At 62.7% G+C, this 12,232-nt stretch carries 16 protein-coding genes; 10 read left to right on the forward strand and 6 right to left on the reverse strand.

The window, feature by feature from the left end:
• The first annotated feature begins 111 nt into the window (after window positions 1-111).
• The 6 genes from ppx to AC6H0W_RS10485 are packed head-to-tail and all read left to right on the forward strand — an operon-like array spanning window position 112 to window position 5,581.
• Window positions 112-1,626: an exopolyphosphatase gene (gene ppx, locus AC6H0W_RS10460; RefSeq protein WP_497577096.1), complete on the forward strand. Its 1,515-nt coding sequence runs from the start codon at window positions 112-114 to the stop codon at window positions 1,624-1,626.
• 5 nt (window positions 1,627-1,631) lie between these two features.
• Complete coding sequence (locus tag AC6H0W_RS10465; RefSeq protein ID WP_497577097.1) at window positions 1,632-2,393, forward strand: enoyl-CoA hydratase-related protein; 762 nt, start codon at window positions 1,632-1,634, stop codon at window positions 2,391-2,393.
• Window positions 2,394-2,395: 2 nt separating this feature from the next.
• A complete protein-coding gene (locus tag AC6H0W_RS10470; protein ID WP_497577098.1) occupies window positions 2,396-3,172 on the forward strand; it encodes a TatD family hydrolase in 777 nt (258 codons plus the stop codon).
• A gap of 46 nt (window positions 3,173-3,218) precedes the next feature.
• On the forward strand, window positions 3,219-3,971 hold the full coding sequence (locus AC6H0W_RS10475) for an electron transfer flavoprotein subunit beta/FixA family protein (protein ID WP_497577099.1): 753 nt from the start codon (window positions 3,219-3,221) through the stop codon (window positions 3,969-3,971).
• A complete protein-coding gene (locus tag AC6H0W_RS10480; RefSeq protein ID WP_497577100.1) occupies window positions 3,968-4,906 on the forward strand; it encodes an electron transfer flavoprotein subunit alpha/FixB family protein in 939 nt (312 codons plus the stop codon). Before AC6H0W_RS10475 ends, AC6H0W_RS10480 begins: the two co-directional genes overlap by 4 nt.
• 9 nt (window positions 4,907-4,915) lie before the next feature.
• Window positions 4,916-5,581 carry an energy-coupling factor ABC transporter permease gene (locus AC6H0W_RS10485; protein WP_497577101.1) on the forward strand — a complete coding sequence of 222 codons (666 nt, stop codon included), beginning with the start codon at window positions 4,916-4,918 and terminating at the stop codon, window positions 5,579-5,581.
• Window positions 5,582-5,637: 56 nt separating this feature from the next.
• Here the strand turns inward: AC6H0W_RS10485 and AC6H0W_RS10490 are convergent, their stop codons facing one another.
• The 6 genes from AC6H0W_RS10490 to ompR are packed head-to-tail and all read right to left on the reverse strand — an operon-like array spanning window position 5,638 to window position 9,662.
• Window positions 5,638-6,420, reverse strand: a complete 783-nt coding sequence (locus AC6H0W_RS10490) for a peptidylprolyl isomerase (protein ID WP_497577102.1) — start codon at window positions 6,418-6,420, stop codon at window positions 5,638-5,640.
• Between the two features lie 10 nt (window positions 6,421-6,430).
• Complete coding sequence (locus AC6H0W_RS10495; RefSeq protein WP_497577103.1) at window positions 6,431-6,712, reverse strand: BolA family protein; 282 nt, start codon at window positions 6,710-6,712, stop codon at window positions 6,431-6,433.
• A complete protein-coding gene (locus tag AC6H0W_RS10500; protein WP_497577104.1) occupies window positions 6,709-7,008 on the reverse strand; it encodes a YciI family protein in 300 nt (99 codons plus the stop codon). Before AC6H0W_RS10500 ends, AC6H0W_RS10495 begins: the two co-directional genes overlap by 4 nt.
• Window positions 7,009-7,064: 56 nt before the next feature.
• Window positions 7,065-7,463 carry a group II truncated hemoglobin gene (locus AC6H0W_RS10505; RefSeq protein ID WP_497577105.1) on the reverse strand — a complete coding sequence of 133 codons (399 nt, stop codon included), beginning with the start codon at window positions 7,461-7,463 and terminating at the stop codon, window positions 7,065-7,067.
• A gap of 32 nt (window positions 7,464-7,495) precedes the next feature.
• Entirely contained in the window at window positions 7,496-8,875 is a 1,380-nt protein-coding gene (locus AC6H0W_RS10510) for an ATP-binding protein (protein WP_497577106.1), read from the reverse strand.
• A 43-nt stretch (window positions 8,876-8,918) separates the two neighbouring features.
• Complete coding sequence (gene ompR / locus AC6H0W_RS10515; protein WP_497577107.1) at window positions 8,919-9,662, reverse strand: osmolarity response regulator transcription factor OmpR; 744 nt, start codon at window positions 9,660-9,662, stop codon at window positions 8,919-8,921.
• Window positions 9,663-9,874: 212 nt separating this feature from the next.
• Between ompR and AC6H0W_RS10520 the strand changes: the two genes are divergently transcribed.
• From AC6H0W_RS10520 to AC6H0W_RS10535, 4 genes are read left to right on the forward strand one after another with little or no spacing between them, the layout of a single operon-like run.
• Window positions 9,875-10,228, forward strand: a complete 354-nt coding sequence (locus tag AC6H0W_RS10520) for a hypothetical protein (RefSeq protein ID WP_497577108.1) — start codon at window positions 9,875-9,877, stop codon at window positions 10,226-10,228.
• A 46-nt stretch (window positions 10,229-10,274) separates the two neighbouring features.
• Window positions 10,275-10,958, forward strand: coding sequence for a tRNA (adenosine(37)-N6)-threonylcarbamoyltransferase complex dimerization subunit type 1 TsaB (gene tsaB, locus AC6H0W_RS10525; RefSeq protein ID WP_497577109.1), 684 nt, complete (start codon window positions 10,275-10,277; stop codon window positions 10,956-10,958).
• Window positions 10,955-11,407 carry a ribosomal protein S18-alanine N-acetyltransferase gene (gene rimI, locus AC6H0W_RS10530; protein WP_497577110.1) on the forward strand — a complete coding sequence of 151 codons (453 nt, stop codon included), beginning with the start codon at window positions 10,955-10,957 and terminating at the stop codon, window positions 11,405-11,407. Before tsaB ends, rimI begins: the two co-directional genes overlap by 4 nt.
• Window positions 11,404-12,204 (forward strand): uracil-DNA glycosylase, encoded by an 801-nt coding sequence (locus tag AC6H0W_RS10535; RefSeq protein WP_497577111.1) that lies wholly within the window; start codon window positions 11,404-11,406, stop codon window positions 12,202-12,204. The genes rimI and AC6H0W_RS10535 overlap by 4 nt, the downstream gene beginning before the upstream one ends.
• Window positions 12,205-12,232: the final 28 nt, after the last annotated feature.

Below are 12,232 nucleotides of genomic sequence, written 5' to 3' on the forward strand. Positions count from 1 at the left end.
ACAGCTTACCCCAGTCGTGCTTTTGCGGGGCGCAAGGCAGACGCGGAAGGGGCCGGCAAGGTAGAATCCGCCCCACTTGCACTGCACGCCAACCGCGTCCATCCCATCATCATGCATGAACTGATCGCCGCGATCGACTTGGGTTCCAACAGCTTCCGGCTTCAGGTCGGGAAGATCGTCAACGACCAGATCTATCCGCTTGATGGCCTCAAAGAGCCCGTGCGTCTTGCGGCCGGCCTGACGGCCGATCGCACGCTGGACGATGCTGCGCTCGAACGCGCATTGGCCGCGTTGAGTCGTTTCAACGAGCGCTTGAGGGGCTTCCCGCCCGGTTCGGTGCGTGCCGTGGCCACCAACACGCTACGCGTGGCCAAGAACGCCCGCAGCTTCCTGAATCAGGCCGAGCGTGTGCTGGGCGTGCCGATCGAGGTCATTTCCGGGCGCGAGGAAGCACGTCTGATTTACGTGGGGGTGGCGCACACTCTGCCCGACCCGCATCGTCAGCAGTTGGTGGTGGATATCGGCGGTGGTTCGACCGAGTTCATCATCGGCAAAAGCTTCGAGCCGCTGTTGCTCGAATCGCTCTACATGGGCTGCGTGAGCTACAGCCTCAATTACTTCCCCGACGGCCTGATCGACAAGAACACGCTGCGCGACGCCGAGTTTGCCGCGCGGCGCGAGCTACAAGCCATTGCCCGTGCTTATCGCGATACCGGCTGGGAGGTGGCGGTGGGCTCAAGTGGCTCGGCCAAGGCACTGGCCGACGTGCTCGAACAGAACGGTTGGTCGGACGGCGGCATCACCGCAGCCGGTCTGGACAAACTGAGAGCGGCACTGCTGAAGGCCGGCCGCCTCGATCGCGTGGATCTGGCCGGCCTGAAAGACGATCGCCTGCCGGTGATTCTCGGCGGCTTCTCGATCATGTCGGCGGTGTTTCACGAGTTCGGCATCGAACACATGGTCTTCTCCGAAGGCGCGCTACGGCAGGGCGTGCTGTACGACTTGCTGGGGCGGTACCACCACCACGACCTGAGGGATGCCACAGTTGAAGCCTTCATCGGCCGCTATCAGATCGACCGCGCGCAGGCCGAAGCCGTGACCGAAACAGCCTGTCAGCTGCTCGAAGGCGTACTGCCCGATGCCGCCGATGCTGACCACCCCGATCGGCGCTTTCTGGCGTGGGCGTCACAACTGCACGAGATCGGAATTTCGGTGGCGCATTCGAGTTATCACAAGCACAGCGCCTACATTCTGGGCAACGCCGACATGCCGGGTTTCTCGCGCATGGATCAGGCGCGACTGGCGCGCATCGTGCTGGCCCAGCGTGGCAAGCTCGCGCGCATTGCCGCCATGGACGATGACGACCCGGACTGGTTGCTGGTGGTGTGCCTGCGCATCGCGTGCATCGTGCATCGTTCGCGCGACAGCCGCGAGGTGCCGCCCATCGGCCTTGAACGCACCGCTCGAGGGTTTGCCATAAACGTTGCCGGCGATTGGCTGGCCAATCGACCACTCACGCTGGCTGCGCTGGAAGAAGAACAGCGTCAATGGCTTTCGGTAGGGCGCGGGCTCGCGGTGAGATCACGCAATGACCCGGCCTCGCGCCGCCGCGGCAAGTCGGCTTGAAGCTCATGAATAACGCCGCATTCATCCACCTCGACGTTTCCGGGCCGCTCGCGCGGGTGATCATCGACCGTGCCGATGCGCTCAATGCGCTGGATTCGGCGATGCTGAAGACGCTGATCGCAGCCCTGGATGAAGTTGCACAGTCCGACTCGGTACGTGTCGTGATTCTCGAATCGGCCGGCGAAGCGTTTTGTGCAGGCTTCGATCTGGCCGAGCTGGGCGCGGGGGATACCGAAGCCCATCGCACCGCGTTCCGCCTGTTCAATCGCTGTGCGCGCCGCCTGCAGAAGATCCCTCAGCCCGTCATCGCGCGCGTGCAAGGGCTGGCCACGGCCGGCGGTTGTCAGTTGGTGTCGATGTGCGATCTGGCGGTAGCCTCGTCCGCGGCACGGTTTGCCACTTCAAGCATCGGCCTGGGGCTGTTTGGCGCCGCTCCAGCGGTCGGGTTGTCGCGCAATCTGGGGCGCAAGGCAGCGTTCGGCATGCTCTTCGGCGGAGACTTCATTGATGCCCATGAGGCCATGCGGCTCGGTTTGGTGAATGGCGTCGTCGCACCGGCCGAGCTCGACGCGGAAGTCGCACGACTGGCGCAGCAGATCTGCGCCCATCCGCCCGCAGCGGTGCGTGCCGGCAAGCAGTTCTTCGTGCGTCAGTTGGAAATGGGCATCGATGCGGCGCATCAACTGGCCGCCGAAGTGATGGCCGACAACCTTGCCGACGACGAAGCGCGCCGGCGTATCCGCGGGTTTGTATCCCGCGAGGGGTGACGATGCCATTCGACGGACTCATCGATACGCACTGCCATCTTGATGCGTCCGAGTTCGGTGATGGAGTTTCCGCCGTGCTCGACCGCGCACGCGCGGCGGGTGTTTCGGGGTTCATCGTGCCGGCCGTCGAAGCGGGCAACTTCGAAAGCGTCGCGACGCTGTCGGCGCGCCACCCGGATGTTCGTCACGCGCTGGGGATCCACCCGCTGTACGTGAATGGTGCGCACGCATCGGATCTGGAGCTGCTCGAGCACCGTCTCGGCACAGGCGGCGCCATCGCCGTGGGTGAGATCGGCCTGGATCACTACGTCAGCGATGTGCCTCCCGAATTGCAGCGCGAGTACTTCGTCGAGCAACTCAAGCTTGCGCGTCGCTTCAATCTGCCGGTGATCCTTCATGTGCGCCGTGCCGTAGACGCCGTGCTCAAGGAGTTGCGCCGTATCGAGGTGCCCGGGGGCATTGCCCATGCATTCAACGGCAGCCGCCAACAGGCCGACATCTTTCTGGCAATGGGTTTCAAACTCGGCTTTGGCGGTTCGGCCACGTTCTCCGGCTCGACACGCATTCGAGCACTGGCGGCGGAACTGCCTGAGGACGCGCTGGTGCTCGAAACCGATTCTCCAGACATTCGCCCGGCGTGGGCGCAGGGCGTCCCCAACGAGCCAGCCAATCTGGCGCAAATCGCCGGCGTCATTGCCGACCTGCGTGCAACCGACGTCGCCTCCCTGGCTCGCCAGACGGCACGCAATGCACGTAGCGTGTTTCCCGCGCTGACGTGAGCTTGCGCCGTCCGGGATAATCGCCCCAACGACAGGAGGCAGACACATGAAAATTCTGGTCGCAGTCAAACGAGTGATTGATTACAACGTCAAGGTGCGTGTGCGCGGCGACGGCTCGGGCGTTGATCTTGATGGCGTCAAGATGTCCATGAACCCCTTTGATGAAATCGCCGTGGAGGAGGCCGTGCGCCTGCGTGAGGCCGGAATCGCCAGCGAAGTCGTGGCGGTGAGCTGCGGCCCGCAGGCCTGCCAGGAAACCCTGCGTACCGCGCTCGCGCTGGGCGCTGATCGCGCGGTGCTGGTCGAGACAACTCAGGCACTGCAACCCTTGGCCGTGGCCAAGCTGCTGGCCGAACTCTCGCGCCGAGAGGTGCCGGGGCTGGTGATTTGCGGCAAGCAAGCCATCGACGACGATGCCAACCAGACCGGCCAGATGCTCGCTGCGCTGATGGGGTGGCCACAGGCCACGTTTGCATCCCGCCTGGTGTTGAGCGAGGGTCGCGCGGAAGTCACGCGTGAGGTGGATGGCGGGCTGGAGACGCTGTCGGTGTCGCTGCCTGCAGTCGTCAGCACCGATCTGCGCCTGAACGAACCGCGCTTCGCGACACTGCCCAATATCATGAAAGCCCGCAAAAAGCCGATCGATAGCTTCAGCCCTGAAGCGCTGGGCGTGGATGTATCGCCACGCTTGAAAACACTGCGCGTCAGCGAGCCGCCGAAACGCCGCATGGGAGAGCGAGTGCCCGATGTGGCTACGCTGGTGGCGCGGCTACGCAGCGAAGCAAAGGTGATCGCATGAGTATTCTGGTCATTGCAGAACACGACAATGCCGCACTGCGTCCGGCCACCGCCGCCACCATCGCCGCCGCATTGAGCATTGATGTCAGCGTGGACGTGCTCGTCGCCGGCTCGGCGTGCCAGACTGCGGCCAACGAGGCGGCAGCGCTGCAAGGCGTGGCGCGCGTCTTGCAGGTCGATGCGCCGCATTACGAGCACCCTTTAGCCGAAAACCTTGCCGCGCTGGTCGTTGCGCATGCCTCTGCCTACAGCCACATCCTGGCTCCGGCTTCGACATTCGGAAAGAACCTGCTGCCGCGTGTGGCGGCACTGCTCGACGTGGCGCAGGTGAGCGACGTCTGCGCCATTGAGGCGGCCGACACCTTCGTGCACCCGGTATACGCCGGCAACGCTCTCGAAACCGTGCAATGCACGGATGCCGTCAAGGTGTTGTCCATCCGTGCGACGGCGTTTCCGGGGGTGGGGCAGGCGGCCACACCCGCCCCCGTGCAATCGCTGGAGTGCGGGCCGGACCTGGCGCTCTCCAGCTTCGTCTCGCGCACGCTGGCCACGTCGGACCGGCCGGAGCTGGGGGCGTCGAAAGTGGTCGTGTCAGGCGGCCGCGGCTTGGGCAGTGCCGAGCACTTCGCCGAAGTGCTGACGCCGCTAGCCGATGCCTTGGGCGCTGCGCTTGGCGCCTCGCGCGCGGCGGTCGATGCCGGCTTCGCCCCGAACGATTGGCAGGTCGGGCAGACCGGCAAGGTCGTGGCGCCGGACCTGTACATCGCAGTCGCTATTTCCGGGGCCATTCAGCACCTTGCCGGCATGAAGGAGTCCAAGGTGATCGTAGCCATCAACAAGGATCCGGATGCGGCCATCTTCCAGGTCGCGGATTACGGATTGGTGGCAGACCTGTTCGATGCCGTTCCCGAGTTGGTGGCGGCCCTGAAACACTGAGTCGTTTGCATGAATCTTCCGTTCGATCTGTTTTCCATGCCGTGGCACGTGCTGGCCGTCATCGTCAGCCTGGTCGCGCTTTTTGCCGCGTGGCAGCGGGTGGATTGGGGTGCGCTGATGCACTCCGGCCCGCGCTTGAATGCCTTGCTTGGCTTCGCGGTCATCATGACGCTGCTGTGGAGCCTGCGTGCAGGCGTGCTGCCGGGGTTGAACCTGCACCTGCTCGGTGCAATGGCCGCGTGCCTGATGTTCGGGCCGAGTCTGGCAATGTTCGCGCTTGCCCTGGTATTGACCGGCATCACGCTCAATGGCGCGGTCGAGTGGGCAGCGTGGCCGCTCAATTTCGTGGTGATGGGTGTGATGCCGGTGCTGTTTGCGCAAGCCGCACGCCGCATGGTGGAGCGCTGGCTGCCGAGCCATTTTTTCGTGTACGTCTTCGCCATGGCGTTTGCGGGGTCGGCGTTGGTGATGCTGGCCACCGGCCTGTTCGCCACCACCTTGTTGTTCGCCGCCGGCGCGTACTCATGGGCGCAGCTCTCCAGCGAGTATTTGCCGTACTTTCTGCTGCTGGCGTTTTCCGAGGCCTGGATCAGCGGGGCCGTGACCACGATGATGGTGGTGTACCGCCCGGAGTGGGTCGCTACATTCGATGATGTGCGCTATCTGAGACGCTGAAACGAAAACGGCGCTCCACCAGAGCGCCGTCTGTAAGTGCTGTAGAGCCGTGTTGCTTACTTGATCGAGGCCTTGGCACGCAGCTCCTGCATGTGGTCATCGACACGTTTCTGCTCCAGGAACTCGCGAATCTGCGGCTTCAACTCATCGAGTGACGGCGGTTCGACATCACGCAGGTCGTCGAGCTTGATCACGTGGAAGCCGAAGTCGCTCTTCACCGGGCTCTTGCTGTACTCGCCTTTCTTGAGCGCAGACAGCGCCTCGCCGAACGGCTGCACGTACTGATCCGCCGTGCTCCAACCCAGTTCGCCGCCCTTGTCGCGCGAGCCGGGGTCTTTCGAGGCCTTGGCCAGCTTGGCGAAATCTTCGCCCGTGCGCAGGCTGTCGATGATCTTCTGCGCTTCCGCTTCGGTTTCAACCAGGATGTGACGCGGCTTATACTCGGTGCCACTCATCTGCGGCTTGACCTTCTCGTACTCGGCGCGAATCTGAGCGTCCGTCACCGGATTCTTGGCGAGGTAATCCTGCAGATAGGCGCGAATCAGAATGGCCTGACGAGCCAGGCTGAGTTGGGTCTGGATATCACCTTTTTTCTCGACGCCGCTCGACTCGGCCGCCTGACCCAGCACTTCACGGCGGATCAGCTCTTCGCGGATGGCATCACGCAGTTCGGGCGTGTCGGGAACGCCTTGTGCCTTCTGCTCGTTCATGATGACGTCCATGCGCGAGGCGGGAATCGTCTTGCCATTCACCGTCGCCACCGGGCTGGCTGCAATCGCGGCCTGGCAGAGAAGGGCGGTCGCAAGGGCCACGGCAAGGCGGTGGGGGGTGAGTTTCATCTGCTTTCCTTCAGCGGGTGGGTGAATGATCGGCCTCATCGGCCGTGAGAGCCTTGATGGCAAGAGCGTGAATGGGGCCTTGCATCATGTCGCCCAATGCATCGTAGATCATGCGATGGCGTGCCAGTGTGCCATGGCCACGAAAACAATCCGAAATCAGGCGCACGCGGTAATGCCCACCACCGCTGCGAGCCCCGGCATGACCCGCATGCAGATGGCTTTCGTCTTCGATTTCGAGTGAGAGCGGCGCGAGCGCTGCAAGACGCTCGCGAATCTGTTCAACACGGCTCAAGGCAGAACCTTTTTGTACGGACGAGCAGAGGTACGAACGAACACGCCGGCCGCGACGTACGGGTCGTCCGCCAACCAGGCTTCAGCCTCCTGCAGCGAGCCGAATTCGGCGATCACCAGGCTGCCTGTGAATCCGGCAGGGCCGGGGTCGGGCGAATCAATGGCGGGCATCGGCCCGGCGACGAACAGGCGGCCGGCATCGCGCAGGGCTTCAAGGCGGGCAAGGTGTGCCGGACGCGCTGCCATGCGCGCGGCAAGCGAATCGGGGGCGTCTTCACCGATGAGAACGTAGAGCATTGTGTGTCCTGTGAGCGGGCGTTCGGAGACGCCGAAAAGCGTTCGATTGTACCTGATCAGCTTTGTTGCGTCGGCGTGTCGGGGCGGTTTCGCATGTGCTCCGCGATGCCGGTAAAGGCCTTCGCCAACTGGGCTCTGAGCGCCTCGTCGGCGACGGTGTCAGCCAGCGCGCGGTGCATGCACGCCATCCAGGCTTCGGCATCGGGTGAAGCGATGCTGAACGGCATGTGGCGTGCCCGCAGGAAGGGGTGGCCAAAGCGCTCGATGTAAAGGTTCGGACCGCCGAGCCAGCCCGACAGGAACATGTAGAGTTTCTCGGTGGAATCGGCGAGGTCGACCGGGTGCATGGCACGAATCGTCTGCGCTTCCGGCAAGGTGTCCATGTACTGATAAAAGCGCGAAGTCAGCGCGCGCACGGCAGGCTCTCCGCCGATGAGTTGGTAAGGCGTCGTCAAACAGGGCTCCGGGGGAGATGGTGTCGTTCAAATCAAGCCGTTTGGGTCGGCGGATCGGACATCATCTTATCGCGCTTGCGGCGTTCCGACGACGCTCTGAGCGGTAGCGACAGCACCGCGCGCAATCCACCTCCGTCACGCGGCAGCAGATCAAGCCGCCCGTTGTGGCTGCGCATGACCCGGTCGATGATGGCCAACCCCAAACCCGCGCCCTTGGCGTCCGAGCGCGCGGCATCCAGACGCGTGAAGGGCCTGCGCAGGCGTTCCACTTCGGAGGGCGGGATGCCCGGGCCGCGATCCGCCACCTCGATGAAGGCCTGCTTGCCCTCGCGGCCGACACGCACGTGAATCGGGCTGTGTTCGGCATAGCGCAGGGCATTGTCGATCAGATTGGAAACCGCGCGGCGCAAAGGCAGCGTGCGAGCAGTGGCCTGAAGCGACGCCGGAGCATCAAGATGCACTTCGACTCCGCGCAAGCGATGCGGCTCGATGATGCTTTCGACCATGGCAACCAGATCCAGGGGCTCCAGCGGCGTCGTGGGCTCACCACGACCGAAGTCGAGGAACTGCCCGATGATGCGGTCCATCTCTTCGATATCCGAAATCATCGGCATCGTGTCCTCTTCCGAGGCGCCGGTCATTTCGATACCGAGCCGAAGACGGGCGAGCGGCGTACGCAGATCGTGCGAAACGCCGGCAAGAATCAACGCGCGCTCGGCCTCGTTGCGGGTCAAGTCCCCAGCCATCTGGTTGAAGGCGTGCGTGACGATGGCCAGTTCAAGGGGGCCGTCTTCGGGGAGTCTCGGTGGTTGCCGGCCGCTGCCGACCAGTTGCGCCGCACGAGCCAGACTGCGCAGTGGCGTCGAAATGCGCGTCACGATCAGGAATGCGCCAAGCAGTGCAACCGAAAAAGCCGCGATGACCCAGGCCAGCCAATCCTGACTTTCGGAGCCGGTGAGGCGCTCTTCAGGCAGGCGCACCCAGAAATACTCGGTGTCCTCGGAATCCAGACGAAAGCTTATCCAGAACCCGTCCAGAGTCTTCCAGCGCGATGCCAACTGAGTGTGCTCGCCGAGCTGACGTTTTATCTCCTCCGTCAGCAGACGCATGGGGCGCGTATCAGGCAGCGGCGCGACCTCATCGCCGCTCTCGGCGGGGTAGATGCGGATACCCTCAAGCGCGGCGAGGTCGATCAACAGATCGGTGCGCCGCGATACCTCGGCATTGATCAGGGCTGTGCGTGTCAGGTTGACCACGCTGGCGCCCATCTGCGCGAGATCGCGCGCGCGCGAAGGCTCGTGAAAATGGCGGAATATCGCCGACCACACTGCCAATGACAGGATGAGGATCAACGTGATCAGCAAAAACGTCTGCCACAGCAATGAACGAGGCAGCCAACGGCTGCCTTTCATGTGCTGCGGCGGAGTGCCGACAGAAACCGCCGAAGAGGCGGCTTCAGGCTTCTTCGGCTTCACCGGAACGGGTGTCATCAGGCACAAATACGTATCCGAAACCCCATACCGTTTGCAGATAACGCGGTTTGGAAGGGTCTTCTTCAACGAGTTTGCGCAGGCGGCTGATCTGCACATCGATGGCGCGGTCGAACACGCCGTACTCGCGGCCGCGAGCCAGCTCCATCAGCTTGTCGCGTGAGAGGGGCTGGCGCGGGTGCTGCAGCAACACCTTCAGCAACGAGAATTCACCCGTGGTCAGAGCAACGTCCTCATCATCGCGGGTGAGTGAGCGAGTACCGAGATTGACCACGATGTTGCCAAAACGCACCACTTCGTCTTCGAGAGTGGGCGCACCAGGCAAGGTCGTGGGCTGCCGGCGCAACACGGCATGCACGCGAGCAACCAGCTCGCGCGGGTTGAAAGGCTTCGGCAGATAGTCATCGGCGCCCATTTCCAGCCCGATGATGCGATCCACTTCATCGCCTTTTGCGGTGAGCATGACGATGGGTACGGTATTTTCAGCAGCACGCAGACGCCGGCAGATGGTGAGCCCATCTTCGCCCGGCAGCATGAGATCGAGCACGATCAGGTCGTAGTGCTCACGGTGCAACGCACGATCCATGCTCGGCGCGTCACCGACACCCTTGACGGAGAATCCTTGCTCCATCAGGTAGCGGGACAGCAGTTCGCGCAGGCGAGCATCGTCGTCGACGATAAGGACCTTATAGCGGGTTTTTCCGTTCATTGTCCGATCCAGTCGGTAATAAGGTGCCGCAATGGTAGCGGCATTCAAGCGTTTCGCGGCAATTGCCAGCCGTAACGCTTCGTAAGCCGTCGAGGAAGGCGCAATAGGTGCTTACAATGCCCACTCCGACGACGTGGTTGAAGTGCTGCACAAGACGTCCATTCGCGGTATGTTTCACCCCGACGTTGTGCACCATGAGAGTAAACCTGATCATGCAGAAAGTCAGCCAACCCCGTAAGTCGCGGTTTCGGCTTGCTCATTCCCTACGAATTTGCACGGGAATTTTTGGATTCGCGTTGTACGTAGGGGTAAATGCTGGCGGTACTTTTCCCGCCGTTTCGCAAACCGGCTCATCGCAAAGCATCAGAGCTACGGAGTCGACCGGTTTCGAACATCGCGCGATGTCCGACGAGCGCTCTAGTCTGAAGCGTACCCTGGGCTCTGGTGCGCAGCTGTCCGGTTCGGAGCAGCGCTCGTTTCGCTCGAGCGAAGAACGCCGTGCTTTGATGCAAGACCTGCGCAACACAACGCGTGACATGAGCGACGAGGGCGACGCGCCGAATTAAGCGCAGCTGTTCGGGCAAGTGGCATGTGGCGGTAGAATCCACCGCCATGAAGCTTCTAGCTGTCGAAACCTCCTGCGAACAGGCCTCCATCGCCTTGCTGATCCATGGTCATGTGGTCAGCCGCGAGTTGAACGGCCATTCGAACCATTCCGAAAATCTCCTTCCCTGCATTCAGTCTCTGCTGAGTGACGCTGGATTGACCCCGCACGGTCTCGATGCAATTGCCTTCGGTAGCGGTCCAGGGGCTTTTACCGGCCTGCGTCTGGCTTGCGGTGTCGCACAAGGAATGGCGATGGGCGCTGGCATCGGCGTGCTGCCGGTGAGCAGTCTGGCCGCGCTGGCCATGCAGAGCGGAGGCGGTCGCGTGCTCACTCTGACCGATGCCCGCATGGGCGAAATCTACGCCGCCGGCTTTGAAGCGTTCGCCGACCGAGTACACGAAGTGATGCCTCCTCGCTGCCTTCCGCCCGCTCAGTTCGCTGCCGAGGGCGTTTGGCATGTCGTTGGTTCAGCCTTGAACGCCTACCCCGATTTGTTCGCGGAAGGTTCCGCGCAGGCGCTCTCGCGCAACCCGTCTCTGGTTCCCCGCGCCCATGAAATTGCACACCTCGCGGCTGGAGATTACGCTGCCGGCAAAGCCATCGCGCCTGAGCTTGCCTCGCCGCTGTATGTGCGCGACAAAGTCGCGCTCACCACCGCCGAACGCTTGGCACGCGGGGGCAGGGCATGACCCCGGATCCGACTCTGCATGCAATGACCGAAAGAGATCTCGACTGGGTCGTTGAAAACGAGGTCGAGTTGCATGCATTTCCGTGGACGCGCGGTAATTTTTCCGATTCGTTGGGGGCAGGCTATCTCGCCCATGTGCTGAGGCAAAACGGTGAGCGAGTCGCCTACGCTGTCATGATGCTCGTTCTGGACGAAGCTCACCTATTGAACTTGAGCGTCGTACGAAGCCGGCAAGGCCAAGGCCTCGGTCGCACCATGCTCAAGGAGTTGTTTGCGGTGGCTCGCCAGCATGGCGCTGTTCAACTCTTCCTGGAAGTCCGTCCATCCAATCTCGCGGCGCGCGCCCTGTACCTTTCGAGCGGATGTGAACCGGTAGGCAGACGCAACCGGTATTACCCGGCTGCCGATGGAGGGCGCGAGGATGCCATTTTGATGAGGGCAGCCCTGTGAGCCTCTGGCGTGATTCGGTACTGCGTGAAATGGGTCTGGGGCCCCTCTGGCGCTTGCGCAGCCGCGAGGTCGTCGAGTACGAAGAGGCGCCCATCCCGTCACCCGCACCAATGAGCTTAGCGCCTGCGCGCGCGCCGCTCATTTCGAAGCAGCCATCTCCCCCTTCTGCGGACGTGCCTGCAGAAAAGCCGTCTGAAGACCATGCTGCTCGCAACACCCGCATTGCCAGACTGGACTGGGATGCACTCGAATCCGATATTTCGGAATGCCGTGCATGCGGGTTGTGCGCCGGGCGTCAGCGTGCGGTGCCGGGCATGGGTGATCGCTCGGCCCGCGTGATGCTCGTGGGGGAGGGGCCGGGGGCAGAAGAGGACAAGCAGGGGCTGCCATTTGTCGGCGCGGCAGGGAAGTTGCTCGACGCTATGCTCGGCTCGATCGGCTTGTCACGCGAATCCGGCGTCTATATTGCGAATACAGTGAAATGCCGCCCGCCGCGCAACCGCACCCCGGAAGCCGTCGAAATGGCGGCTTGCCGTCCTTATCTCGAGCGGCAAATCGAGCTCGTTCGCCCTGAGCTCCTTGTCGCCTTGGGTAGGCCCGCAGCTCAAGTCTTGCTGGGCAACGAGGAAGTGCGCATCAGTGCTGCACGAGGCAGATTGTTCCGCCACGGCGATTTTCCGGTGGTGGTGACCTACCATCCAGCATATTTGCTGCGCAATCAGTTCGACAAAGCCAAAACGTGGGAAGACCTTTGCGCCATCCGCGGCAAACTGAGTGAAAGTACCGATAACGAGTAGGTTTTGGGTTGCAATCGTGCGCCAGGCT

This window comes from Pseudazoarcus sp. NS20 (assembly GCF_059703745.1).

Coding starts and splice junctions, on each gene's coding strand:
- AC6H0W_RS10480 (WP_497577100.1), top strand. CDS start 3,968: ATGAGTATTCTGGTCATTGCAGAACACGACAATGCCGCACTGCGTCCG.
- AC6H0W_RS10465 (WP_497577097.1), top strand. CDS start 1,632: ATGAATAACGCCGCATTCATCCACCTCGACGTTTCCGGGCCGCTCGCG.
- AC6H0W_RS10470 (WP_497577098.1), top strand. CDS start 2,396: ATGCCATTCGACGGACTCATCGATACGCACTGCCATCTTGATGCGTCC.
- AC6H0W_RS10490 (WP_497577102.1), bottom strand. CDS start 6,420: ATGAAACTCACCCCCCACCGCCTTGCCGTGGCCCTTGCGACCGCCCTT.
- AC6H0W_RS10520 (WP_497577108.1), top strand. CDS start 9,875: ATGCAGAAAGTCAGCCAACCCCGTAAGTCGCGGTTTCGGCTTGCTCAT.
- AC6H0W_RS10485 (WP_497577101.1), top strand. CDS start 4,916: ATGAATCTTCCGTTCGATCTGTTTTCCATGCCGTGGCACGTGCTGGCC.
- ppx (WP_497577096.1), top strand. CDS start 112: ATGCATGAACTGATCGCCGCGATCGACTTGGGTTCCAACAGCTTCCGG.
- tsaB (WP_497577109.1), top strand. CDS start 10,275: ATGAAGCTTCTAGCTGTCGAAACCTCCTGCGAACAGGCCTCCATCGCC.
- ompR (WP_497577107.1), bottom strand. CDS start 9,662: ATGAACGGAAAAACCCGCTATAAGGTCCTTATCGTCGACGACGATGCT.
- AC6H0W_RS10510 (WP_497577106.1), bottom strand. CDS start 8,875: ATGAAAGGCAGCCGTTGGCTGCCTCGTTCATTGCTGTGGCAGACGTTT.
- AC6H0W_RS10500 (WP_497577104.1), bottom strand. CDS start 7,008: ATGCTCTACGTTCTCATCGGTGAAGACGCCCCCGATTCGCTTGCCGCG.
- AC6H0W_RS10475 (WP_497577099.1), top strand. CDS start 3,219: ATGAAAATTCTGGTCGCAGTCAAACGAGTGATTGATTACAACGTCAAG.
- rimI (WP_497577110.1), top strand. CDS start 10,955: ATGACCCCGGATCCGACTCTGCATGCAATGACCGAAAGAGATCTCGAC.